This is a genomic window from Streptomyces sp. NPDC048269, from assembly GCF_040652395.1.
Classification (GTDB): domain Bacteria; phylum Actinomycetota; class Actinomycetes; order Streptomycetales; family Streptomycetaceae; genus Streptomyces.
In genome coordinates this window covers 42,930-65,584 of the sequence record NZ_JBEZLW010000016.1, presented here as the reverse complement: position 1 = coordinate 65,584, position 22,655 = coordinate 42,930, and the positions used below count along the sequence as shown (strand labels likewise).

The window sequence follows — 22,655 nt, the reverse complement described above, 5'->3', positions numbered from 1 at the left end:
GGGAATCGTTGGTCGAACAGGTGGCCCGGACCACCGCGACCTCATACCATCGATCACCGCACGGCCCTTGTGCACCGACGCACAATCTCCCGGCCCTGGAGGCTCCTTTGCACCGTCGCACAGCGCTCTCCGTCTCCGCCGCCCTGCTCCTGGCGGCCCCCCTGCTGGCCGCCTGCTCGGGCGAAGCCCGCCCCGGCACCGCGGCCGTCGTCGGCGGCGAACGCATCACCACCTCCGCGCTCCAGGCCCAGGTCAACGACGTGCGCGCGGCGCAGAACCGGACGGGGCAGGCCGCCGCCGAGCTCATCGCGAGGACCCCCAACCTGGAGCGCGAGCAGCTCGACTCGATCCTCCAGAACCGGATCATCGACAAGATGGCCGCGACCGCCGGCATCACGGTCTCGCCCAAGGAGATCGAGGACGAGCACAAGGCGTACGTCGAGGACAACAAGGGAGCGGAGCAGTTCGAGGCGCTGCTCCTGCAGAAGGGCCACATGGCCCCCGCCCAGATCGACCGGTTCCTCCGGGACCGCGTGCTGCTCACCAAGCTGGCCGCCAAGTACGGCAACGGGAAGCTGGAGGAGCCGGCCCGGGCCGCCGCGAAGGCGCTGCGCATCGAGGTCAACCCGCGCTACGGCTCCTGGGACACCCAGCAGATCAAGCTCGGCACCGGGGAGACCCCCTGGATCACCCAGCGGACCCGGCCCGAGCAGGCACCCGCCGGAGCCTGAGACCGCCCGGGGGCCCCTCCCGGCCGGAGGCCGGCGGACGGAGGTAGGTTCGGAGGGTGACCGACCACGTACCAGCCGAGCCCACCGGCCGCATCGTCCTGCTGACCACCAGCCACCGGGTCGCCCCCGGCGTGCTCTCCTGGCCCGCGTGGCAGACCCTGCACGCCGCGGACCGGGTGGTCTGCGCCGACCCCGGCCACCCGCAGCTCCCGTACCTGCGGGAGGCGGGCGTGGAGGTGGTCCACGAGAACCCGGAGGCGCAGGCGCTGGTCGAGGCCTGCGCCGGCGGCCGCACCGTCGTGGTGCTCCCGGGCGGCGAGGGCGACCAGCGGCTCACCGACGGGCTGGCGCGCCTGGCCGGCTCGGGCCGGGTCTCCATGCCCGACCTGGAACTGCTGCCCGGCTCGTACGACCTGCCGGGGGCCCGCCTGCTCGACCTGGTCCAAGTGATGGACCGGGTCCGGCGCGAGTGCCCGTGGACCTCGCGGCAGACCCACCGGGGGCTCGCCAAGTACGCGATCGAGGAAGCGTACGAGCTGGTCGAGGCGATCGAGGACGGGGACCGGGAGGAACTGCGCGAGGAGCTCGGTGACGTGCTGCTCCAGGTGGTCTTCCACGCACGGATCGCGCAGGAGTACGAGGATCCCGACGAGGCGTTCTCCATCGACGACGTGGCCGGGTCCCTCGTGGCGAAGCTGATCCACCGCCACCCGCACGTCTTCGGCGACGAGAAGGCCGAGACCCCGGAGGACGTCAGCGCCCACTGGCAGCGCACCAAGGCGGCCGAGAAGCGGCGTGCGTCCGTCACGGACGGGATTCCGGTGGGCCAGCCGGGGCTCGCGCTCGCGGCCAAGCTCGCGGGCCGGGTCCGTACGGGCGGGCTGGCCGTGGAACTGCCCCGCGGCGAGGGCATCGGGTACGAGCTGCTGGAGCTGGCGGCGCGCGCCGAGGCGGCGGGGATCGACCCCGAGACCGCGCTGCGCGCGGCGGCCCGCGTCTACCGGGACTCGATCCGGGCCGCCGAGGGCGTCGGCGAGTAGCCCTCAGCAGCGGTGAGCGTTCTCAGTACTCCTCCGGCGCACGGCCGGAGGGGTTGTGCCAGTGCGGCGACGGACGGGCCAGGAACCACTCCCCGAAACCCAGCGGGCGGCCGTGGGGACCGTGGCCCGTGCCGGTGGCGGGTACGGAGTCGTGGAAGATCCGGCCGGGGCGGGCGCCCAGTTCCTCCAGGAGGTTCGAGGTCTCCTCGACGAACTGCGGCGGCCCGCTGAGGTAGACGTCCTGGTCGGGCCACAGGCCCCGGTTGCAGAGCGCGGTGGCCAGCCGGTCGGTGGCCTGGTTGCGGTGCTGCCCGGGCGCGGGCGTGATGTAGGTGACGCCGAGCCAGTCGCAGGCGGCGGCGTACTCGTCGATGAGCGGGCGGTCGTAGAGGTGGGCGGGATCCCGCGCCACCACGAAGAGCCGTATGTCCTGATCGGGAGGGTGTTTCCCGAGATCCTCCAGCATGGCCCGGACCGGCGCCCAGCCGGTCCCGGCGGCGATGAGGCTGGCCGGGCGGTCCTCTCGGCGGAAGGTCAGCCGCCCGCCGGCGGAGGCGAGCCGCAGCCTGTCGCCCGGCTGGACGTCGCGGACCAGGGCGGTGCTGACCCGTCCCCCCTCGATCCGGCTGACGTGAAGGTCCAGAGTGCCCTCGGGACGGGGGGCGTTGCCGATGGAGTACGTGCGCCAGGTCCTCGGGACCCGCTCGCTGCTCACGCTCGTGTACTGGCCGGGTAGATAGGGGAAGGGGGCGTGCGGCTCCAGGGTCAGCACGCCGATGTCCTCCCCGTACCGGAGGTGGCGCACGACCTCCGCGTCCCACCACGGCGGGTCCTCGGCTTGCGCGGCGCCGGCCGTCATCGCGTCGGCGATCACCTGGTACGCCTCGGTCCAGGCCTTCTCCACCGGCGGGGTCCACGCCGCTCCGGACGTCTCCGCGAGGGCGGCGAGCAGGCTCGCGCCCACGGCCGCGTAGTGCTCGGGACCGGCCTGGAACTTGCGGTGGTCGCGGCCCAGCTCGCGGAGATAGGGGACGAGGGTCTCGACGTCCTCCAGGCGGGCGATCACGTGGGTGAGCGCGGCGAACAGCCGGTCCCGCTGCCGCTCCATGTCCTCGAAGGAGGCCGGGAAGAGTTCACGGACTTCGGGGTTGTGCCAGAACAGGTGGGAGTAGAAGAACTTGACCGCGTGCTCGGCCCGTCTCTCCACCACCGCGAAGCTGCTTTTCAAGATCCTCACATCCACAGGACCGAAGGTAGGAACACCGGGGAACGTGAGGTCAAGCGATGGCTGATCTGCGGACAGCCGCGACGAACCACCCATATGGGATCTGGGCCGGGTGCCGGGATACGGTCAGCAGGTGCATGAGCAGACCCCCGCAGACCCCGCCGACGCCCCTTCGGCCTCCCCTTCCCGCCAGGGACCGACCCTGTTCGACTGGGAGTTCGCGACCGATCCGTACCCGGCCTACGCCTGGCTGCGCGAACACTCGCCGGTGCACCGCACCAAGCTCCCCAGTGGGGTCGAGGCCTGGCTGGTCACCCGGTACGCGGACGCCCGTCAGGCCCTCGCCGACCAGCGGCTCAGCAAGAACCCGGCGCACCACGCGGAGCCCGCGCACGCGAAGGGCAAGACCGGGATCCCGGGGGAGCGCAAGGCGGAGCTGATGACGCACCTGCTCAACATCGACCCCCCGGACCACACCAGGCTGCGGCGGCTGGTGTCGAAGGCCTTCACCCCGCGCCGGGTCGCCGAGTTCACCCCCCGCGTGCAGGAGCTCACCGACCACCTCATCGACGGGTTCTCGGAGAAGGGGGAGGCGGACCTCATCCACGAGTTCGCCTTCCCGCTCCCCATCTACGCCATCTGCGAGATGCTCGGTGTACCGCGCGAGGACCAGGACGACTTCCGGGACTGGGCCGGGATGATGATCCGGCACGGCGGCGGTCCGCGCGGCGGGGTCGCCCGCTCCGTCAAGCAGATGCGGACCTACCTCGGGGAACTCATCCATCGCAAAAGGGATGATCTGGGCAATGATCTGATCTCGGACCTGATCCGGGCGAGCGACCACGGCGACCACCTCACGGAGGCCGAGGCCACCGCCATGGCTTTCATCCTGCTTTTCGCCGGTTTCGAGACGACCGTGAACCTCATCGGAAACGGCGTCCACTCCCTCTTCATGAACCCCGGGGAGCGCGAGCGCCTCCAGCTCTCCCTCGCCGCGGGCGAGCGGGACCTGCTGGAGACCGGGATCGAGGAACTCCTGCGCTACGACGGCCCGGTGGAGCTTGCCACCTGGCGGTTCGCCACCGAGCCGCTGACCCTCGGCGGGCAGTCGATCGCGGCCGGCGATCCGGTCCTGGTCGTCCTCGCGGCCGCCGACCGCGACCCCGGGCGGTTCGCCGAACCGGACACCCTCGACCTCTCCCGCACCGACAACCAGCACCTCGGATACGGCCACGGCATCCACTACTGCCTGGGCGCTCCGCTCGCGCGACTTGAAGGACAGACGGCGCTTGCGACTTTGCTCACGCGTCTGCCGGATCTGGAACTCGCCGTTCCGCCGGAAGACCTGCGCTGGCGCGGCGGGTTGATCATGCGTGGCCTGCGCACCCTTCCCGTGCGCTTCACACCCCGAAACATCTGAACACCGCCTGATCAACAGTCAGTTTTCGACCGGAGTTGTGACAATCGTTCGAAGGCCGCTAGGTTCTGCCGTTACCCAGCCGTTATGCGAAAGGTGCAGCCTCATGCGTTCCGGGAACGGCCGTCACAGACGCCCCCGTCAGGTGCCCGCGATAGTCGTCACCGCAGGAGTCACAGGCTCCGCGCTGGCCCTGCCGCTCCTCGCCGCCACCAACGCCTCCGCGGCCGACACCTCCACGTGGGACAAGGTCGCCGAATGCGAGAGCGGCGGCAGCTGGAGCGCGAACTACGGCAGCGGCCAGTACGGCGGCCTCCAGTTCACCCAGGACCAGTGGCAGAGCGCGGGCGGTCTCGACTTCGCCGAGCGGGCCGACCTGGCGAGCCGTTCCCAGCAGATCGCCGTGGCCGAGCGCGTGCTGGCCTCCCAGGGCCCGCAGGCCTGGCCGCTGTGCGCGGCCTCGGCCGGTCTGGACGGGCAGAGCCCCGCCGCGGCCGTCGACCCGGGCCTGCCCGGCGGCTCCGGGGTGACCGCCCCTACGCCGTCCCGGCCGGACACCACCGTGCCCTCGACGGGGACCGGCAAGCCGTCCACGGACTTCGGCGCCCCCACGCAGCCCGCCCCGAGCCCGTCGGACAGCCCGTCGTTCGTGCTCCCCGACGGCCCGCTCGCGCCGTCCCTCGGACTGCCCGTCATGCCCGCGCCGGACGAGCCGACGACCCCGGCCCCCACCCCGGCGGACCCGGGTGCGCCGACCGCCCCCGTGGACCCGAGCGCGCCCACCACGCCGCCCGCCACCCCGGGCCTGCCCCCGGCCGATCCCACGGCCCCCACGAGTCCGGGCGCCACGACGGACCCCGTGGACCCGACGGCACCGGCCACCCCCGGGACCCCGGACGCCTCCACCGACCCCACCGCACCGCCCACCACGGTCGCCGAGGGCAGCGGCAAGCACCGCGGAGCGCCCGCGCCCGAGGCGCCGGTCACATCTGATGCCGCGTCGGACCCCACGTACACCGTGAAGGCGGGCGACAGCCTGGCGGCCATCGCGGATGCCAAGGGCGTCAAGGGCGGCTGGAACGCGCTCTACGAGGCCAATGAGCAGGTCATCGGCGGGGATGCCGATCTGATCAAGCCCGGTCAGAACCTGGATCTAACCGCGCAATAAGGGCACTTCAGCCATCCGGTAAGAGTTGATTGTCCCTTTTCTGCAAGTGAGACATGTGTCTCTTCCGGTCAACTGGCGTGTCCCGTCCGGGGCCTTCCACGAATCCCGCCCTCACCTGCGCAAACACCCGTACAAGGGACGCAAGTAGGGGCCGTTTCTCCCCGATGGCGGTCGTTGAACATCGGGGAGAGACCTGTCTACCTTCTGAACCGCTCGCCACCGCGAGCTCCTTCGACCGCATCGCCGAATCCTGCCGGCGGACGGAGGGAACAGTCGTCGCGTCAAGCGCCGAAGGCAGGAGCGGGGGAACCAAGGTAGGCGCCGGGAGCGGCCGTTGAGAGACGGTCACGCCACCGGCTAGGGGTTAAGACGTGCGCTAGGTCGCACGGCCGGGCAACTCACTCGCCCGAACCCGACAGCTCACCTCGTAGGCGTCGGTGAGGAGAAACTCCATGCTGCTTTCCGGCAAGGGCAAGCACCGCCGCGGTTCCAAGGCCGTCCGCATCGTCACGCTCGCCGGTGTCGCCGGTGTGGCCGTCGCCGCCCCCCTGATGGCCGCGGGCTCCGCCAGCGCCGCCACCGCTTCCGAGTGGGACCGCGTCGCGCAGTGCGAGTCCGGCGGCAACTGGGCCATCAACACGGGCAACGGCTACTACGGCGGCCTGCAGTTCTCGTCCTCCACCTGGGCCGCGTACGGCGGCAAGTCGTACGCCGCGCAGGCCAACCAGGCCTCGAAGTCCCAGCAGATAGCCATCGCCGAGAAGGTCCTCAAGGGCCAGGGCAAGGGCGCCTGGCCGTCCTGCGGCGTGGGTCTGTCGAACTCCTCCTACACCGGCGGTGGCACGACCGACACCCCGAAGCAGACGGAGAAGAAGACCGAGACCAAGAAGACCCAGCCGAAGAAGACCGAGCCGAAGAAGGAGACGAAGCGCTCCGAGGCCCCGGCTCCGACCACCCGCTCCGAGCGCTCCGAGGCGCCGGCCCCGAAGACCGGCAACGGCTCGTACGAGGTCAAGTCCGGCGACACCCTGGGCAGCATCGCCGAGGCCAACGGCGTCAAGGGCGGCTGGGAGAAGCTCTTCGAGCTGAACAAGGACATCGTCTCGGACGCCGACCTGATCTTCCCGGGTCAGAAGCTGAAGCTCAGCTGAACACTGCGGCAATAGCCGCAGCAGTCACGGCACACGCACCATCCCCACCGCCCGGCGCGTCTCCCTCCACGCGCCGGGCGGCGGCGCGTGCGCCGTCAGAACCGCGGTGATCCGGCGCAGACCGAGAGTCCTATGTCATGGAAGAGGGGTATTCGGGCCCTTTTTCGTCCCAGGACCCGGGCGGTCGGCCGGCCCAGTGCCCGGAGCCGGTTAGGCTCTAGTCGGCAAGGCCATCCCACGGCCTGACGCCACCGCACACCCAGCGTCACATCCCAGAAGGAGATGCTCGTGCCGTCCATCGACGTCGTCGTAGCCCGGGAAATCCTGGACTCCCGAGGCAACCCCACGGTCGAGGTCGAGGTGGGCCTCGACGATGGCAGCACCGGCCGTGCTGCAGTTCCGTCCGGCGCCTCCACCGGTGCATTCGAGGCCATCGAGCTGCGTGACGGTGACCCCAACCGTTACTTCGGCAAGGGCGTCGAGAAGGCCGTCCTGGCCGTCATCGAGCAGATCGGCCCGGAGCTCGTCGGCTACGACGCCACCGAGCAGCGGCTGATCGACCAGGCCATGTTCGACCTGGACGCCACCGACAACAAGGGCTCGCTCGGTGCCAACGCCATCCTCGGCGTCTCCCTCGCCGTCGCGCACGCCGCGTCCGAGGCCTCGGACCTTCCGCTCTTCCGCTACCTCGGCGGCCCGAACGCGCACCTGCTGCCCGTTCCGATGATGAACATCCTCAACGGTGGGTCGCACGCCGACTCCAACGTCGACATCCAGGAGTTCATGATCGCCCCGATCGGCGCGGAGTCCTTCTCCGAGGCGCTGCGCTGGGGTGCCGAGGTCTACCACACCCTCAAGAAGGTCCTGCACACCAAGGGCCTCTCCACCGGCCTGGGCGACGAGGGCGGCTTCGCGCCGAACCTGGAGTCCAACCGTGCCGCGCTCGACCTCATCGTCGAGGCCATCAAGCAGGCCGGCTACACCCCGGGCAAGGACATCGCGCTCGCGCTCGACGTCGCCGCGTCCGAGTTCTACAAGGACGGCAAGTACGAGTTCGAGGGCCAGTCCCGCTCGGCCGCCGAGATGACCGACTACTACGCCGAGCTCGTCGAGGCGTACCCGCTGGTCTCCATCGAGGACCCGCTGTTCGAGGACGACTGGGCCGGCTGGAAGACCATCACCGACCGCCTGGGCACCAAGGTCCAGATCGTCGGCGACGACCTCTTCGTCACCAACCCCGAGCGCCTGGCCCGCGGCATCGAGGAGGGCTCCGCGAACGCCCTGCTCGTGAAGGTGAACCAGATCGGTTCGCTGACCGAGACCCTGGACGCCGTCGAGATGGCCCAGCGCAACGGCTTCAAGTGCATGATGTCGCACCGCTCCGGTGAGACCGAGGACGTCACCATCGCCGACCTCGCCGTCGCCGTGAACTGCGGCCAGATCAAGACCGGTGCCCCGGCCCGCTCGGACCGCGTCGCCAAGTACAACCAGCTGCTGCGCATCGAGGAGATCCTCGACGACGCGGCGGTGTACGCGGGCCGCAGCGCGTTCCCCCGCTTCAAGGGCTGACGCCCTGAAGCTCGGCGTCCCGCGCTTCAAGGGCTAATCACGCTCTTGCTTCCGTACGTCCCCGCACTCGGTCCCGTACCGTGTGCGGGGACGTATTGCGTAGTGCGTACATAGGGGAGGCGGGATCAATGGCCGGGAACCGGGATCGGTTCTCCACCTTCTCGACCGCGACCAGGCTCAAGCAGCTCGGCGAGCGGACCGCCGCCCATGTCTACCGCTCGCAGTCGCGCCGCCAGGTCCGCCGCAGCCGGCTCACCGGCCGCGCGGCCCTCCTGGTGCTCGTCCTCTGTACGCTGGTCGTCGCACTCGCGTATCCGATGCGCCAGTACGTCTCCCAGCGCTCGGAGATCGCGAAGCAGCAGCGGGCCGCCGCCGCCGCGCGGGACCGTCTGGAACGGCTCCGCGACGAGAAGGCCCGCTGGCAGGACAACGCCTACGCGGAGCAGCAGGCGCGCAAGCACCTGCACTTCCTGCGCCCGGGGGAGATCGGCTACATCATGACCGACCCCGGGGCGCAGGCCGCCGAGCGGCACCGGACCGGCCAGGCCGGCTCGGACCGCCCCTGGTACTCCAACGTCTGGGACGGCGTCGACAAGGCCGACCGCCCCGGCGACTGAACCAGTTCCACCCGTCATAGAACCGCGAACGAAGAGATTCCCTCCAGGCATGCAGACGCCCCCGCCCCAGACCGACCGGACCGAGCCGACCGACGCGGACATCGAGGCGTTCGAGCAGCAGCTCGGCCGCCCGCCGCGCGGGCTGCGCGCCATCGCGCACCGCTGCCCCTGCGGTCAGCCGGACGTGGTGGAGACCGCCCCGCGGCTCCCCGACGGCACCCCCTTCCCGACGCTGTACTACCTGACGTGCCCGCGCGCGGCCTCCGCGATCGGCACGCTGGAGGCCAACGGCGTGATGAAGGAGATGCAGGCCCGGCTCGCCGAGGACCCGGAACTCGCCGCCGCCTACCAGGCCGCGCACGAGGACTACATCCGGCGCCGCGACGCCATCGAGGTGCTCCAGGGCTTCCCGAGCGCCGGCGGGATGCCGGACCGGGTCAAGTGCCTGCACGTGCTGGTCGGTCACTCCCTGGCCGCGGGCCCGGGCGTGAACCCGTTCGGCGACGAGGCCCTGGCGATGCTGCCGGAGTGGTGGGCCAAGGGCGCCTGCGTCACGCCGTGCGGCGAGAAGAAGGAAGAGTCGCGGTGACGCGGGTCGCGGGCATCGACTGCGGTACGAACTCCATCCGTCTGCTCGTCGCCGACTGGGACCCGGCCACCGGTGAGCTGGCCGAGCTGGACCGGCGGATGACCATCGTCCGGCTGGGCCAGGGCGTGGACGAGACCGGTCGGCTCGCTCCGGACGCGCTGGAGCGCACCTTCGCAGCCTGCCGCGAGTACGCAGCGGTGATCAAGGACCTGGGTGCGGAGAAGGTCCGCTTCGTGGCGACCTCGGCCTCCCGGGACGCCGAGAACCGGGACGAGTTCGTCCGCGGCGTAGTGGACATCCTGGGCGTCGAGCCCGAGGTGATCTCCGGCGACCAGGAGGCGGAGTTCTCCTTCACGGGCGCCACCAAGGAGCTCACCGCGCACGAGCACCTGGAGCGGCCGTTCCTGGTCGTGGACATCGGCGGCGGCTCGACGGAGTTCGTCGTCGGCGAGGAGCACGTGCGGGCGGCCCGTTCCGTGGACGTGGGCTGCGTACGGATGACCGAGCGCCACCTGGTGGTGGACGGGGTCGTCACCGATCCGCCGACCGAGGAGCAGATCGCCGCCGTACGGGCCGACATCGAGGCGGCGCTGGAACTGGCGGCCGAGACGGTCCCGCTGGCCGAGGCCCGCACGCTGGTGGGCCTGGCCGGCTCGGTGACCACGATCGCCGCGATCGCGCTCGGGCTGCCGGAGTACGAGTCGGCGGCCATCCACCACTCCCGGATCTCCTACGACCAGGTCCGCGAGATCACCGGCCGGATGCTGACGTCGACGCACGCAGAGCGCGCGGCGATCCCCGTCATGCACCCGGGCCGGGTGGACGTGATCGGCGCCGGTGCGCTGGTCCTGCTGGCCATCATGGAGCGCACCGGAGCCACGGAGGTCGTGGTCTCGGAGCACGACATCCTCGACGGCATCGCTATCAAGACCGCAGAAGAGGCCCAGGCCGACAAGCGGCGTTCTGACCTGTCGAATCGCTGAACCGCGGCGCTCCGGTCGGCTGATCGGAGCGCCGTCGTCGTGGCACTCACATGGTGCGGTAGATGTCGCGCCGGTCGCCGACCTTGACGACGAGGATGACGAGCTCGCCGTCCAGGACCTGATAGGCGATCCGGTAACTGCCCACCCGGAGCCGGTAGAGGTCGGACGGTCCGTTGAGTTTCTTCACGTCGGCGTCCTCGCGGTACGGATCGTCTCCCAACGCGGTCAGTGCGGCGAGGACGCGCATTGCGGCCGGCTTGTCGATCGCCCGGAGCTGCCGTTGTGCCGCGGTGGTGAACCGGAACGCGTACTTCACGCCGCGCCGTCACCCCGTTCGCTGAACAGGTCGGCCAGCAGCTCGGCCATGGTCACGGTCGGCCCGCCTTCGGCGAGCACGGCCTCTGCCTCGCGTGCGAGCAGTTCGTCGGCCGCCTCTTCGAGCGCGTTGAAGTCCGCGATGGGGACAAGGGCGGCCACCGGAGCGCCGTTACGGGTGATTATGGTCGGCGCGCCCTGCTCCGCACGATTGATGTGGTCCGCGAGATGGGCACGGGCTTCGCGCACGGTCACAGCGTTCTCACTCATGGCAGCAGTGTACGCGTGAGTGTGTACACGCGCCTGTCCGGCGCCGAAGTACCGGGCCGCCTACGGGCGGGCCGGAGGCCCGGTAGGCCTTCCTGTCCGACGACCCTTCGAATCCTCCGCTCGCGCGCGGGACTTCGAAGGAAAAGCGGGCCTGAGGGGGCCCTGGGGCCCTTGATCCACATGAACTTCGTGAAGTTCTTCACAAGGAAAAGAAGCCGGTTGCGTCAACGGAAGGGCCGTTTGGGCCCTCCCCGGGGCTCTGGGGGCCCTTTCGGCGCGCGTTCGTGCGAAATATGGACGCGACGGGTTCCGTGTCGGAGGTATCGACGAAAGCCGGTGGTCCAGTCCGGTTGAGGGGCTACAGGCCAGCTCAGGACGGGTTTACAACGACTCCCGTTACACCGTGGTTCCCGTTGCGCACCATGACCCACGTCACGTGGGCGGCGGAGTGTAGCAGAGGCCCTCACACACCTTGTGAAGGGGCTCACGAGCGTCACCCCTGAGGGTGCTGGATACTCGTTCCATGAGCACCACGGAGCGTCCCAGGATCCTCGTTGTAGGAGGTGGGTACGTAGGCCTGTACGCAGCCAAGCGCATCATGAAGAAGATGCGTTACGGCGAGGCGACCGTCACGGTCGTCGACCCGCGCTCGTACATGACCTACCAGCCCTTCCTCCCTGAAGTGGCCGCAGGCAGCATCTCGCCTCGGCACGTCGTCGTCCCGCTGCGACGCGTGCTGCCCAAGGCAGAGGTTCTCACCGGCCGGGTCACCAGCATCGACCAGGACCGCAAGGTCGCCGTCGTCACGCCGCTCGTCGGCGAGGCGTACGAGCTGCCTTTCGACTACCTGGTGATCGCGCTCGGCGCCGTCTCCCGCACCTTCCCGATCCCCGGCCTCGCCGAACAGGGCATCGGTATGAAGGGCGTCGAAGAGGGCATCGGCCTGCGCAACCACGTCCTCGAGCAGCTCGACAAGGCCGAGTCCACGACGGACGAGAACGTCCGCCGCAAGGCCCTCACCTTCGTCTTCGTCGGCGGCGGCTTCGCCGGCGCGGAGACCATCGGCGAGGTCGAGGACATGGCCCGCGACGCCGCGAAGTACTACTCCACGATCAAGCGCGAGGACATGCGCTTCATCCTGGTCGACGCGGCCGACAAGATCCTTCCCGAGGTCGGGCCCAAGCTCGGCACCTGGGGCAAGGAGCACCTCGAGTCCCGCGGCATCGAGATCTACCTCAACACCTCCATGGACTCCTGTGTGGACGGCCACGTGGTGCTGAAGAACGGCCTCGAGGTCGACTCCAACACCATCGTGTGGACCGCCGGCGTCAAGCCGAACCCGGTGCTGGCCCGCTACGGCCTGCCGCTGGGCCCGCGCGGCCACGTCGACGCCGAGCCGACCCTCCAGGTCAAGGGCACCGACTACATCTGGACCGCGGGCGACAACGCCCAGGTTCCGGACATGGCCGCCCGCAAGGCCGGCGTCGAGAACGCCTGGTGCCCGCCGAACGCCCAGCACGCGCTGCGTCAGGCCAAGGTCCTCGGCGACAACGTCATCTCGGGCATGCGGGGCTTCCCGCAGGCCGAGTACTCGCACTCCAACAAGGGTGCGGTGGCGGGCCTCGGCCTCCACAAGGGCGTCGCGATGATCGTCATGGGCAAGACGAAGATCAAGCTCAAGGGCCGGCTCGCCTGGTACATGCACCGTGGCTACCACGGCCTGGCCATGCCGACCTGGAACCGCAAGATCCGCGTCTTCGCCGACTGGACCCTCGCCATGTTCCTCAAGCGCGAGGTCGTCTCCCTCGGTGCGCTGGAGACCCCCCGCGAGGAGTTCTACGAGGCCGCCAAGCCGGCCCCGGCCGCCGCGGCTCCGGCCCAGAAGGCCAAGGCCTCCTGACCCGGGTCTGACCGGAACTTCCCAGCACGACCCGAAGGGGCCGTCCGCCATCCGTGGTGCGGACGGCCCCTTCGGCGTGCTTTCCGATTGGCCGCCGCCGGAAATGGGTAGGCCGTTCGGTCGGAACTCATCGGAGGTGCCTGCCATGACCGACGCCGCGCCGCGGCTGGCCGCTCTTGCCGAGACGCTGCTGGGCACCCCGCTGCCCGTGCGCATACGGGCCTGGGACGGCAGCGAAGCCGGACCGTCCTGCGGTCCGGTCCTCGTGCTGACGCACCGGCGCGCCCTGCGCCGCATGCTGTGGAAGCCGGGCGAACTGGGCCTGGCCCGCGCCTGGGTAGCCGGGGACCTGACGGTCGAAGGCGACCTGTTCGAACTGCTCGACCGGGTCGGGGGCCTGCTCTGGGAACGGGAGCCCCCCGCGGCCGCCCCGGCCCTGCCCCGCGCCGGCCAGGCCAAGCTGGCCGCCCTGCGCCCGCACCTGCCCGCGCGGGCCTCCGGGGTCGTCGGGAGCGCCTCCGGCACGCTCGCGCTGCTGCGCGACCCGGCGGTGCGGGCCGCCGTGCGCGACCTCGCGGCGCTGGCCCACCCGTGGCCCGCGCCCGCGCCGCCGCCCGAGGAGGTGAGCGTCCGCCGCAACGGTGCCGCCCACACCAAGGGCCGCGACCGCGCGGCGGTCAGCCACCACTACGACGTCGGCAACGAGTTCTACGGGCACGTGCTCGGCCCGTCCATGGTGTACTCCTGCGCCTACTGGAGCCCCGGCTCCAGCCTGGAGGAGGCCCAGCACGACAAGCTCGACCTGGTCTGCCGCAAGCTCGACCTCGCGCCCGGCGCCCGGCTCCTCGACGTCGGCTGCGGCTGGGGCTCCATGGCCCTGCACGCGGCCCGTGAGTACGGGGTCCAGGTCACCGGCATCACGCTCTCGCGCGAGCAGGCCGCGTACGCCCGCAAACGGGTCGCCGAGGAGGGCCTGGCCGACCGGATCGAGATCCGCGTCCAGGACTACCGGGACGTCAACGACGGCCCGTACGAAGCCGTTTCCTCGATCGGCATGGCCGAACACGTCGGCGCCGCCCGCTACCGCGAGTACGCCGGCACCCTGTACGGGCTGCTGACCCCCGGCGGCCGCCTGCTGAACCACCAGATCGCCCGGCCCCCGGAGCCCGACGAAGAGGCGTACCGCATCGACGAGTTCATCGACGCGTACGTCTTCCCCGACGGGGAGCTCTCCCCGCTCGGCAGCACCGTGGGCGAGCTGGAGCGGGCAGGCTTCGAGGTCCGCGACGTGGAGGCGCTCCGCGAGCACTACGCCCTGACACTGCGGGCCTGGGTGGGGCGGCTGGAGGAGCACTGGGACGAGGCCGTGCGCCTCACCTCGCCCGGCCGGGCCCGGGTCTGGCGGCTGTACATGGCGGCCTGCGCCCTCGCCTTCGAGCACGGGCGGCTCGGCGTCAACCAGGTCCTCGCGGTACGCCCCGGGCCCGGCGGGGCCTCCGGTCTGCCGCTGAGGCTGCGCACCTGGGGCGCGTAGGACACGCAGCGCGAAGGGCCCCGGGGCAGCTGCCCCGGGGCCCTTCGCGATCCGTCGCGGCGACCCGCGGCGGCTCCTGCTACTCGGTCTTGATGGCCGTCAGCATGTTCAGACGGGCGGCGCTGCGGGCCGGCCACATGGCGGCCAGGACGCCGACCAGTCCGGCGAGGGCGAAGAAGATCCCGATCCGGTCGAAGGGGATGACCAGGGAGTAGCCCGGGATCGAGCCCGCAATCGTCTTGCCGCCGGCCCAGGCGAGGAAGACGCCGACGCCGATGCCGAGGACCGCGCCGAAGAGCGAGATGACCACGGCCTCCAGTCGGATCATGTTCTTGACCCGGCGCCGGTCGAGGCCGACCGCCCGCAGCATGCCGATCTCCTGCTGGCGCTCGTAGACCGACATCGCGAGGGTGTTGACCACGCCGAGGACGGCGATGATCAGGGCCATGCCGAGCAGGCCGTACATGATGTTCAGCGCCGTGTTCATCTCACCGGCCATCTCGTTGCGCATGTCGGCCTTGTCGGAGACCTTGATGGCCGGGCTCTTGCCCAGGGCGTCGATGACGGCCTGCTGGTTCGCCTCGGAGGCGCCGCCGGCGGTCTTGACGAGGACCTCGGGCAGGTACTGCTCGTCGTTGTGCACGGCGAGGACCTTGTTGTCGAGGACGTAGTCGTCGAGCTGGTCCTTGCCGTCGAAGAGCGCGCCGACCTGGAGCTTGCCCTTCTGGCCGTCGTAGAACTGGGCGTCGACCGTGGAGCCGACCTGCAGCCCCTTCTTCTCCGCCTCCTTCGCGGAGACCATCAGCTTGCCCTCGCCCAGCGCGGCGAGGCTGCCGCCGGTGGTCTTGACGTCCAGGACGGCGGCCAGCGCGGCCGGGTTGACGCCGTTGACCAGCTGGGAGGTGCCGGCGAGCTTGACGATCTCGCTGGTCTTCGGGGAGACGGCGGTGACGCCCTTGCCCTTCTCCAGGGCGGGGAGCACGGACGTGTCGAGGTTCATGCCCTCGCCGGCCATCGTGACCCGGTAGTCGGCCCTGATGTTCTGCGTGGTGGCCTTGTCGACGGCCTGGCCGACGGTGATGCCCATCACCGACATGGCGGTGACCAGGGTCAGACCGATCGTCAGGGAGGCGGCGGTGACGGCGGTGCGGCGCGGGTTGCGGACCGCGTTCTGCGCGGCCAGCTTGCCGGCGACGCCGAAGACCTTCTCCAGCAGCGGGCGGACGGTGGCGATGACCGGGCGGGAGAGCATCGGCAGCAGGACGAAGAGACCGATGAGGAGGAGGAAGGCGCCGGCCGCGATGGTCATGCGGCCGTCGCTCTTCTGGCTCACGCCGAGGAAGACCACGCCGGTGCCGGCGAGGGCCAGGACGCTGCCGATGGAGTTGCGCAGCACCAGGGACTTCATGGTGGCGGGCAGGTGGGCGCTGCCCATGGCGGCGACCGGGGCGATCCTGGAGGTCCGCCAGGCGGGCAGCAGCGCGGCGAGCATGGTCACCATGACACCGATGACCAGCGCGATGACGACGGTGGCGGGGGCGATGATCAGCGAACCGGCCGGGATCTTGGCGTCGAAGAGCCCCATCGCGGAGCGCATGGCGACGGCCAGTCCGATGCCGGAGACCATGCCGATGGCCGAGGACAGGAGGCCGACGACACCGGCCTCCAGCAGGACCGAGCGCCTGACCTGGCCGCGGTTGGCGCCGACGGCGCGCAGCAGGGCCAGTTCCTTGGTGCGCTGGGCGACCAGCATGGTGAAGGTGTTGTAGATGAGGAAGATGCCGACGAAGAGGGAGACCCCGGCGAAGATCAGCAGGCCGGTGCTCATGCCGGACATGGCCCGCTCGATGGCCTTGGCCTGCTCGGCGGCGAGGGCGGCGCCGGTCTTGGCCTCGGAGTTCTTGCCCAGCAGGGGCTTGATCTCGGTCAGCAACTGGTCCGCGGTGGTGCCCGCCTTGGCGCCGACGGAGAGCTCGCTGTAGAAGCCGGGCTGGAGGTAGAGCTCCTGGGCGACGGCGGTGTCGAACAGGACCAGGCTGCCGCCCGCGTTGACGGCGCCGTCCTCCGTGGTGAAGACGCCGGAGAGGGTGTACTCCTTGACCGGGCCGTTGGTGGCGACGCGGATCTTGTCGCCGACCTTGTACTTGCCCTTGGAGGCCGTCTCCTTGTCGAGGGCGACCTGCGCGGCCGTGGCCGGCCCGGTGCCTTCGGTGAAGTCGTAGCGCGGGTCCTTGCCGTCCTTGACGGGGGCGTAGTTGGAGCCGGCGTTGGCCCAGCCGCTGCCGATCAGCCTGCCGTGCTCGTCGCCGACGCCGGCGAAGCCGGTGACCCGGCCGGATACGGAGTCGACGCCCTTCAGCGCCTTGACCTTGTCGAGGGTCTGCTGGCTGATGCCGGGGTCGCCCTGCTTCTCGCCGTCCTCGTTCCGGGAGGCCCCGCGGTCGGTGACGGAGACCGCGACGCCGTCGTACGACTTCGCGGACTGGTTGGACATGGCGTTGCTGAGGGTGTCGGTGAAGACGAGGGTGCCGGAGACGAAGGCGACGCCGAGGGTGACGGCGAGCACCGTCATCAGCAGCCTGGCCTTGTGCGCGAGTACGTTGCGCAGGGCGGTACGGAACATGGGGTCTCAGTCCTGGGGCTGGAAGTCTGGAGGAGGGCTTCGGGGCGGGGGCGGGGCCCCGGATCAGCTCGTACGGCCCTTGGCGTCGAACGCCTTCATGCGGTCCAGCACGCCGTCGGCGGTGGGGCTGAGCATCTCGTCGACGATCCGGCCGTCGGCCAGGAAGATGACGCGGTCCGCGTAGGAGGCGGCGACCGGGTCGTGGGTGACCATCACGACGGTCTGGCCCAGCTCGCGCACCGAGTTGCGCAGGAATCCGAGGACTTCGGCGCCGGAGCGGGAGTCGAGGTTTCCGGTCGGCTCGTCGCCGAAGATGATCTCGGGGCGGGAGGCCAGGGCGCGGGCCACGGCCACGCGCTGCTGCTGGCCGCCGGAGAGCTGGGTGGGACGGTGGGAGAGGCGGTCGGAGAGGCCGACCATGCTGATCACCGCGTTCAGCCACTGCTTGTCGGGCTTGCGTCCGGCGATGTCCATGGGGAGCGTGATGTTCTCCAGGGCCGTCAGGGTCGGCAGCAGGTTGAAGGCCTGGAAGATGAAGCCGATCTTGTCCCGGCGCAGCTGCGTGAGCTGCTTGTCCTTGAGGGAGCCCAGCTCGGTCTCGCCGATGCGCACGGAGCCGGAGGAGAAGGTGTCCAGGCCCGCGACGCAGTGCATCAGGGTGGACTTGCCGGAGCCCGAGGGGCCCATGATCGCGGTGAACTGCCCCTGGGCGAAGTCCACGGAGACGTTGTCCAGGGCGACCACCTGGGTCTCGCCCTGGCCGTACACCTTGGAGAGGCCGGTGGCGCGGGCGGCCACGGCCTGGGTGGTGCGCGGGGCGTAGTTCGTGGTGGTCACGGAAGCGACTCCTGTCAGGGCGGGGACCGCGGACCGGCTACGGCCACGGTCCGCTCAGCGGCGGGACGTTTCCATCCTCGCCGCGCCCACCCCCGCTGCGGATCAGCCGCGGTGCCCGTTCCCGGGCCCACTGGAGTCTGACCGCGGGCGCGCCCGTCTCCTCCTTTGGTATGACAGCAGCCCTGACGGCCGGGGGGAGGCCGGGCGGGGGCCGGGCGGGGGAGCGGGGTGGCGCGGAGGGTGGCGTGCGGGGTGGCGCGGCCATCGAAATCCCGTCAATCCCAGGTCGCGCGTGATCGTCGCAGAGAAGGGGCCCACCGTGCGTTCTCGGGCCTGACGCACCCTCAAGCGCCAATAAAATCAGACAACATCGGAAAGACGGCCCGTTGGCCGCTAGGGCGTTCCGGATAGGCTCGGCGCAGCGTTGAAGGCTTTTTACACGGGGGCCGCCACGCCCTGCCCGGATGGTGGAATGCAGACACGGCGAGCTTAAACCTCGCTGGCCTTCGGGCCGTGCCGGTTCAAGTCCGGCTCCGGGCACTCCGCAGCTCCCTCCACGGATCGGCGAGGCCCGGAGGGGCTCCGTGAAGCTCCCTCCGTTTTAACACCTGCGCTTCGCCATGCCTTCTCCTAAGATCCTCCTCCAGCAGTAGGGTGCTTTTTTTGCGAGCGCATTACTCTTGATGCAAGGCCGCGCTCGGTGGCCACGGAGGAGTGAGATGAGGAGCAGTAACCCGGTCTTCTCGCGACGGGGGTTCAGCCGCGACAACGGTGGCTACGCGGGGTTTGACGCGCAGCAGCACCAGCAGGCCGGGACCAACCCGTACGCGACGAATCCGTACGCGACCGACCAGGCCACGGGCATGCCGCAGGCGCCGGCGCGCGCCAACGTGATGACCATGGACGACGTCGTGAGCCGTACGGCAATGACGCTCGGCACGGTCATCCTGACGGCGACCCTCGCCTGGGTCCTCCTGCCCGTCGACCCGGCCAACCTGAACAAGTCGTACGGCATCGGCGTCGGCGCGGCCCTCGTCGCGTTCGTGCTGGCGATGATCCAGTCGTTCAAGCGCAAGCCGGTCCCGGCGCTGATCCTGGGCTACGCGGCGTTCGAGGGTGTCTTCCTGGGCGTCATCAGCGCGGCCACCAGCACCTACCTGGGCGCCGGCGTGGTCATCCAGGCCGTGCTGGGCACGATGTGCGTCTTCGCCGCCGTGCTGCTCGCCTACAAGATGGGCTGGATCCGCGTCAACCGGCGCTTCGCCGGCTTCGTGATGGCCGCCGCCATGGGCTTCATGCTGCTCATGGTCGCGAACCTGCTGTTCTCGGTCTTCGGCGGCGGTGACGGCCTCGGCTTCCGCAGCGGCGGCCTGGGCCTCCTGTTCGGTGCCATCGGCGTCATCCTCGGTGCGTGCTTCCTCGCCCTGGACTTCAAGCAGGTCGAGGACGGCGTTGCCTACGGCGCCCCGCGCGAGGAGTCCTGGCTGGCGGCCTTCGGCCTCACCATGACCCTGGTGTGGATCTACCTGGAGATGCTGCGCATCTTCCAGATCCTCTCGGGCGACGACTAGCAGGACCGGCAGCCGCTGCGGCTGCCGTCCACGGCATGGGGAAGGCCCCGCGAGCACACGCTCGCGGGGCCTTCCCGCATCTGGGGGTCGGAGTCGAAGTCGGGGGAGTGGAGAGGGCTCAGCCGAACCGGCGGGCGGCTCTGCGCAGGTCGTACTCGTGGATGATCGCCTTGGCCTGGCCGTACGACAGTTCGTGCGCGCCGCGCAGCCAGCTGACCTTCTCCTCGAACCGGACGAGGGAGGGGCCTTCGTCGACGGTGCGGAGCCAGTCGGAGAGCTCACGACCGGTGGCCTGGGGGATTCTGTCGATCATGTTGCGGTGGGTCTGCTCGGAGAACTCTACGGACATGGGCGCCTCCGGAGGTATCGCCGTGCTGTTCTCTTCACGCCACCGTGCCGGAGAGTTCGCCCGTTGGCAATGGTGCCGGGGCGGCGCGTAGGGTCGGCCGGGTGCTCGATACCTCACCCTTGACCGCCGTCGTGGAACGTTTCGCCGACCGGCTGCGGGCCGCCCCCCAGAGCCGCCTGCAGCAGGGCGCCGCCGCTGCGGCGCTGGAGCTGGCGCGCGAACTCGCCCTGCGGGCGCAGACCCTGGAGGGCGCCCCCGTACGGGAGGTGCCGGACGCGGGGATCTTCGTCGTCGGCGACCAGGTGGCGGTGGCCGGGCTGGACCTCGCCGAGGCGCTGCGCGCCGTGCGCGCCGGGGACAGCGGAACGGCCCCGTCCGAGATGCTGGACGAGGCCGTGCGCCTGGTGGAGCAGACGGAAGTCAGAGCGATGCGATGACGCGGTCCGCGAGGATGTAGACGTTGCTGTCGGGGTCCTCGGAGTCACCGCAGGAGAACGTGAGCGCGTAGGCGCCGGAGATGCCCGAACCGCCCAGCAGGACCGGCGCGGTGCCCGAGCGCAGGGCCTCGGCGAGGCGCTCCGCGGTCTCCCGGTGGCCGGGGGTCATGCAGAGCGTGGTGCCGTCCGTGAAGACGTACACGTCGAGCGTGCCCAGCGGGCCGGGACGGACATCCGCGAGGGCCGTACGGGCCTCCGCGAGCTCCTCCAGCCGGCTGACGGTGCGCTCGTGGTCCGCGCCGGGGGCGGAGGCCTGGACCGGTACGAAGTCGGGGTGCGAGGGGTGGCGCCGGCGGGCCGCGGCCAGCTCGGCCGAATCCTCGGGGTACTCCTCCACGGATTCCTCGCCGAGCAGCGGCTCCAGGCCCACCATGTCGGCCTGTCGGGGCAGGAAGACGGGGCTGTCCTCGCCGAGGCCGGGCAGGCCGCCCAGCAGCGAGGGCGCGTCGGCGGAGTCGCGGGCCTCCTGTGCGGCCCAGAAGGCGCGCGCCTCGGCGAGCTCGCGCTCGCGCTCCTCGGCGAGGGCCTCGGCGACGGCGGCTCGTATCTCGGCGGCGGGTGACTCCACGGCGCCCCGGGCGTGCGGGACGGTCGCGGCGCGGGCGTGGGCCGGCACGGCCAGTTCGCTGCGCAGGGCCGTGACCTGCTTACGGAGGCCGTGGACGGCGTGCAGCGCAGCAGCGCCCACGGCCGTGGCAGCGGCCGTGGTCAGCAGCAGGGCAAGAGACATGGCGCTCACTGACTAACTCCTGAGGTGATTCGATCCCCCGACTTCCTACATCAGAGTGTCCTGACCTGGGAATGGCGCGCAGTGCATTACGTCACGAATTGGACAGGGCTTTGGTCACACCTGACCCGGGCGCACCGACTCTGACCTGCGCACATGCCACTCCCCCAGGACGTAGGTCACATCCTGGGGGAGATTCGGTCACAGGTCGGCCGCGACGGGATTAGATTCGGCGTCAGTACGGGGCCGGGGATCCGGCCGGATCCCTTGGGGCGACTGGGCCGCCCCGTTAGCTGAGGCGCTCGATGACCATGGCCATGCCCTGGCCGCCGCCCACGCACATGGTTTCCAGACCGAACTGCTTGTCGTGGAACTGCAGGCTGTTGATCAGGGTGCCGGTGATGCGGGCGCCGGTCATCCCGAACGGGTGACCGACGGCGATGGCCCCGCCGTTGACGTTCAGCTTGTCCAGCGGGATCTCCAGGTCCCGGTAGGACGGGATGACCTGGGCCGCGAAGGCCTCGTTGATCTCGAACAGGTCGATGTCGCCGACGGTCAGGCCGGCCCGCTTCAGGGCCTGCTTGGACGCCTCGACCGGGCCCAGGCCCATGATCTCGGGGGAGAGGCCGGTGACGCCCGTGGAGACGATCCGCGCCAGGGGGGTCAGGCCCAGCTCGCGCGCCTTGGTGTCGCTCATGATGACCAGCGCCGCGGCGCCGTCGTTGAGCGGGCAGCAGTTGGCGGCGGTGACCAGGCCGTCGGGGCGGAAGACGGGCTTGAGGCCCGAGACGCCCTCCAGGGTCACGCCGGCGCGCGGGCCGTCGTCGGCGGAGACGACCGTGCCGTCGGGGGTGGTGACCGGGGTGATCTCGCGGGCCCAGAAGCCGTTCTTGATGGCTTCCTCGGCCAGGTTCTGGGAGCGGACGCCGAACTCGTCCATGTCCTGGCGGGTCACGCCCTTGAGGCGGGCCAGGTTCTCGGCGGTCTGCCCCATCGAGATGTAGGCGTCCGGGATCAGGCCGTCCTCGCGGGGGTCGCGCCAGGAGGAGCCCTCGCTCTGCGCGACGGCGGCCGTACGGGCCTCCGCATCGGCGAAGAGCGGGTTGTGCGTGTCCGGAAGGCCGTCCGAGGAGCCCTTCGCGAACCGGGAGACCGTCTCGACGCCCGCGGAGATGAAGACGTCGCCCTCACCGGCCTTGATGGCGTGCAGCGCCATGCGGGAGGTCTGGAGCGAGGAGGAGCAGTAGCGGGTGATCGTGGTGCCCGGCAGGTAGTCCATGCCCATCTGCACGGCCACGATGCGGGCCAGGTTGTGGCCCTGCTCGCCGCCGGGGAGGCCACAGCCGAGCATCAGGTCGTCGATCTCGCGCGGGTCCAGCTCGGGGATCTTGGCGAGGGCGGCCTGGATGATCGCCGCGGTCAGGTCGTCCGGGCGGACGTCCTTGAGGGACCCCTTGCCGGCGCGCCCGATCGGGGAGCGGGCAGTGGAAACGATGACGGCTTCGGGCATCGAAGGCTCCAAGGGTGTGTTGCGGCTCTATC

The 22,655-nt window shown here is 70.5% G+C and carries 21 protein-coding genes, 1 tRNA gene and 1 riboswitch; of the genes, 14 read left to right on the top strand and 8 right to left on the bottom strand.

The genetic code is table 11. The features are described 5' to 3' along the window. Positions 1 to 107: 107 nt before the first annotated feature. Together AB0D48_RS19635 and AB0D48_RS19630 are read left to right on the top strand one after the other, a co-directional pair. A complete protein-coding gene (locus AB0D48_RS19635) occupies positions 108 to 731 on the top strand; it encodes a SurA N-terminal domain-containing protein (protein WP_362398007.1) in 624 nt (207 codons plus the stop codon). Positions 732 to 787: 56 nt separating this feature from the next. After that, positions 788 to 1,771: a nucleoside triphosphate pyrophosphohydrolase gene (locus AB0D48_RS19630; protein WP_362398004.1), complete on the top strand. Its 984-nt coding sequence runs from the start codon at positions 788 to 790 to the stop codon at positions 1,769 to 1,771. A gap of 22 nt (positions 1,772 to 1,793) precedes the next feature. On the opposite strand, the gene AB0D48_RS19625 is transcribed toward AB0D48_RS19630, so the two are convergent. Next, positions 1,794 to 3,008, bottom strand: coding sequence for a globin domain-containing protein (locus tag AB0D48_RS19625; protein ID WP_362398001.1), 1,215 nt, complete (start codon positions 3,006 to 3,008; stop codon positions 1,794 to 1,796). A 121-nt stretch (positions 3,009 to 3,129) separates the two neighbouring features. Here AB0D48_RS19625 and AB0D48_RS19620 point away from each other — a divergent pair, with 121 nt between their 5' ends. The 7 genes from AB0D48_RS19620 to AB0D48_RS19590 all read left to right on the top strand — a co-directional run bounded on the left by AB0D48_RS19620 (position 3,130) and on the right by AB0D48_RS19590 (position 10,490). Further along, complete coding sequence (locus tag AB0D48_RS19620) at positions 3,130 to 4,416, top strand: cytochrome P450 (RefSeq protein ID WP_362397998.1); 1,287 nt, start codon at positions 3,130 to 3,132, stop codon at positions 4,414 to 4,416. Between the two features lie 103 nt (positions 4,417 to 4,519). Continuing rightward, positions 4,520 to 5,581: a transglycosylase family protein gene (locus AB0D48_RS19615; protein WP_362397995.1), complete on the top strand. Its 1,062-nt coding sequence runs from the start codon at positions 4,520 to 4,522 to the stop codon at positions 5,579 to 5,581. 276 nt (positions 5,582 to 5,857) lie between these two features. Continuing rightward, a riboswitch (cyclic di-AMP (ydaO/yuaA leader) is annotated at positions 5,858 to 6,030 on the top strand. Positions 6,031 to 6,033: 3 nt separating this feature from the next. Then, positions 6,034 to 6,732: a transglycosylase family protein gene (locus AB0D48_RS19610; RefSeq protein WP_362397992.1), complete on the top strand. Its 699-nt coding sequence runs from the start codon at positions 6,034 to 6,036 to the stop codon at positions 6,730 to 6,732. A 282-nt stretch (positions 6,733 to 7,014) separates the two neighbouring features. After that, positions 7,015 to 8,301 carry a phosphopyruvate hydratase gene (gene eno, locus AB0D48_RS19605; protein ID WP_266787795.1) on the top strand — a complete coding sequence of 429 codons (1,287 nt, stop codon included), beginning with the start codon at positions 7,015 to 7,017 and terminating at the stop codon, positions 8,299 to 8,301. A 128-nt stretch (positions 8,302 to 8,429) separates the two neighbouring features. Then, complete coding sequence (locus tag AB0D48_RS19600; protein WP_362397989.1) at positions 8,430 to 8,918, top strand: septum formation initiator family protein; 489 nt, start codon at positions 8,430 to 8,432, stop codon at positions 8,916 to 8,918. A 49-nt stretch (positions 8,919 to 8,967) separates the two neighbouring features. Next, entirely contained in the window at positions 8,968 to 9,507 is a 540-nt protein-coding gene (locus tag AB0D48_RS19595; RefSeq protein WP_362397986.1) for a DUF501 domain-containing protein, read from the top strand. After that, a complete protein-coding gene (locus tag AB0D48_RS19590; protein WP_362397983.1) occupies positions 9,504 to 10,490 on the top strand; it encodes a Ppx/GppA phosphatase family protein in 987 nt (328 codons plus the stop codon). The genes AB0D48_RS19595 and AB0D48_RS19590 overlap by 4 nt, the downstream gene beginning before the upstream one ends. Positions 10,491 to 10,536: 46 nt before the next feature. Here the strand turns inward: AB0D48_RS19590 and AB0D48_RS19585 are convergent, their stop codons facing one another. Both AB0D48_RS19585 and AB0D48_RS19580 read right to left on the bottom strand, forming a co-directional pair. Further along, the gene (locus AB0D48_RS19585; RefSeq protein WP_362397980.1) at positions 10,537 to 10,806 is read right to left on the bottom strand and encodes a type II toxin-antitoxin system RelE/ParE family toxin; all 270 of its coding nucleotides are present in this window, start codon (positions 10,804 to 10,806) and stop codon (positions 10,537 to 10,539) included. Further along, a complete protein-coding gene (locus AB0D48_RS19580) occupies positions 10,803 to 11,075 on the bottom strand; it encodes a type II toxin-antitoxin system Phd/YefM family antitoxin (protein WP_134073792.1) in 273 nt (90 codons plus the stop codon). The genes AB0D48_RS19585 and AB0D48_RS19580 overlap by 4 nt, the downstream gene beginning before the upstream one ends. Before the next feature lie 523 nt (positions 11,076 to 11,598). Between AB0D48_RS19580 and AB0D48_RS19575 the strand changes: the two genes are divergently transcribed. Together AB0D48_RS19575 and AB0D48_RS19570 are read left to right on the top strand one after the other, a co-directional pair. Next, positions 11,599 to 12,975: an NAD(P)/FAD-dependent oxidoreductase gene (locus AB0D48_RS19575; protein ID WP_362397976.1), complete on the top strand. Its 1,377-nt coding sequence runs from the start codon at positions 11,599 to 11,601 to the stop codon at positions 12,973 to 12,975. A gap of 145 nt (positions 12,976 to 13,120) precedes the next feature. Continuing rightward, positions 13,121 to 14,509, top strand: coding sequence for a cyclopropane-fatty-acyl-phospholipid synthase family protein (locus AB0D48_RS19570; protein WP_362397973.1), 1,389 nt, complete (start codon positions 13,121 to 13,123; stop codon positions 14,507 to 14,509). A gap of 79 nt (positions 14,510 to 14,588) precedes the next feature. On the opposite strand, the gene AB0D48_RS19565 is transcribed toward AB0D48_RS19570, so the two are convergent. Together AB0D48_RS19565 and AB0D48_RS19560 are read right to left on the bottom strand one after the other, a co-directional pair. After that, complete coding sequence (locus AB0D48_RS19565) at positions 14,589 to 17,132, bottom strand: ABC transporter permease (protein WP_362397970.1); 2,544 nt, start codon at positions 17,130 to 17,132, stop codon at positions 14,589 to 14,591. Between the two features lie 63 nt (positions 17,133 to 17,195). Next, positions 17,196 to 17,969: an ABC transporter ATP-binding protein gene (locus tag AB0D48_RS19560; RefSeq protein ID WP_362397968.1), complete on the bottom strand. Its 774-nt coding sequence runs from the start codon at positions 17,967 to 17,969 to the stop codon at positions 17,196 to 17,198. A gap of 458 nt (positions 17,970 to 18,427) precedes the next feature. Between AB0D48_RS19560 and AB0D48_RS19555 the strand changes: the two genes are divergently transcribed. Together AB0D48_RS19555 and AB0D48_RS19550 are read left to right on the top strand one after the other, a co-directional pair. Beyond that, positions 18,428 to 18,509: transfer RNA gene (locus AB0D48_RS19555), tRNA-Leu, on the top strand. A gap of 179 nt (positions 18,510 to 18,688) precedes the next feature. Further along, entirely contained in the window at positions 18,689 to 19,540 is an 852-nt protein-coding gene (locus AB0D48_RS19550; RefSeq protein WP_362397965.1) for a Bax inhibitor-1/YccA family protein, read from the top strand. A 118-nt stretch (positions 19,541 to 19,658) separates the two neighbouring features. Here AB0D48_RS19550 and AB0D48_RS19545 read toward each other — a convergent pair whose 3' ends face one another. Then, positions 19,659 to 19,889, bottom strand: a complete 231-nt coding sequence (locus AB0D48_RS19545) for a DUF4287 domain-containing protein (protein ID WP_069920555.1) — start codon at positions 19,887 to 19,889, stop codon at positions 19,659 to 19,661. 101 nt (positions 19,890 to 19,990) lie between these two features. Here AB0D48_RS19545 and AB0D48_RS19540 point away from each other — a divergent pair, with 101 nt between their 5' ends. After that, positions 19,991 to 20,326: a hypothetical protein gene (locus tag AB0D48_RS19540; RefSeq protein WP_362397961.1), complete on the top strand. Its 336-nt coding sequence runs from the start codon at positions 19,991 to 19,993 to the stop codon at positions 20,324 to 20,326. On the opposite strand, the gene AB0D48_RS19535 is transcribed toward AB0D48_RS19540, so the two are convergent. Further along, complete coding sequence (locus tag AB0D48_RS19535) at positions 20,310 to 21,116, bottom strand: hypothetical protein (RefSeq protein WP_362398212.1); 807 nt, start codon at positions 21,114 to 21,116, stop codon at positions 20,310 to 20,312. The two genes, AB0D48_RS19540 and AB0D48_RS19535, sit on opposite strands and share 17 nt — an antisense overlap. A gap of 286 nt (positions 21,117 to 21,402) precedes the next feature. Continuing rightward, positions 21,403 to 22,623 carry an acetyl-CoA C-acetyltransferase gene (locus tag AB0D48_RS19530; protein ID WP_362397958.1) on the bottom strand — a complete coding sequence of 407 codons (1,221 nt, stop codon included), beginning with the start codon at positions 22,621 to 22,623 and terminating at the stop codon, positions 21,403 to 21,405. Positions 22,624 to 22,655: the final 32 nt, after the last annotated feature.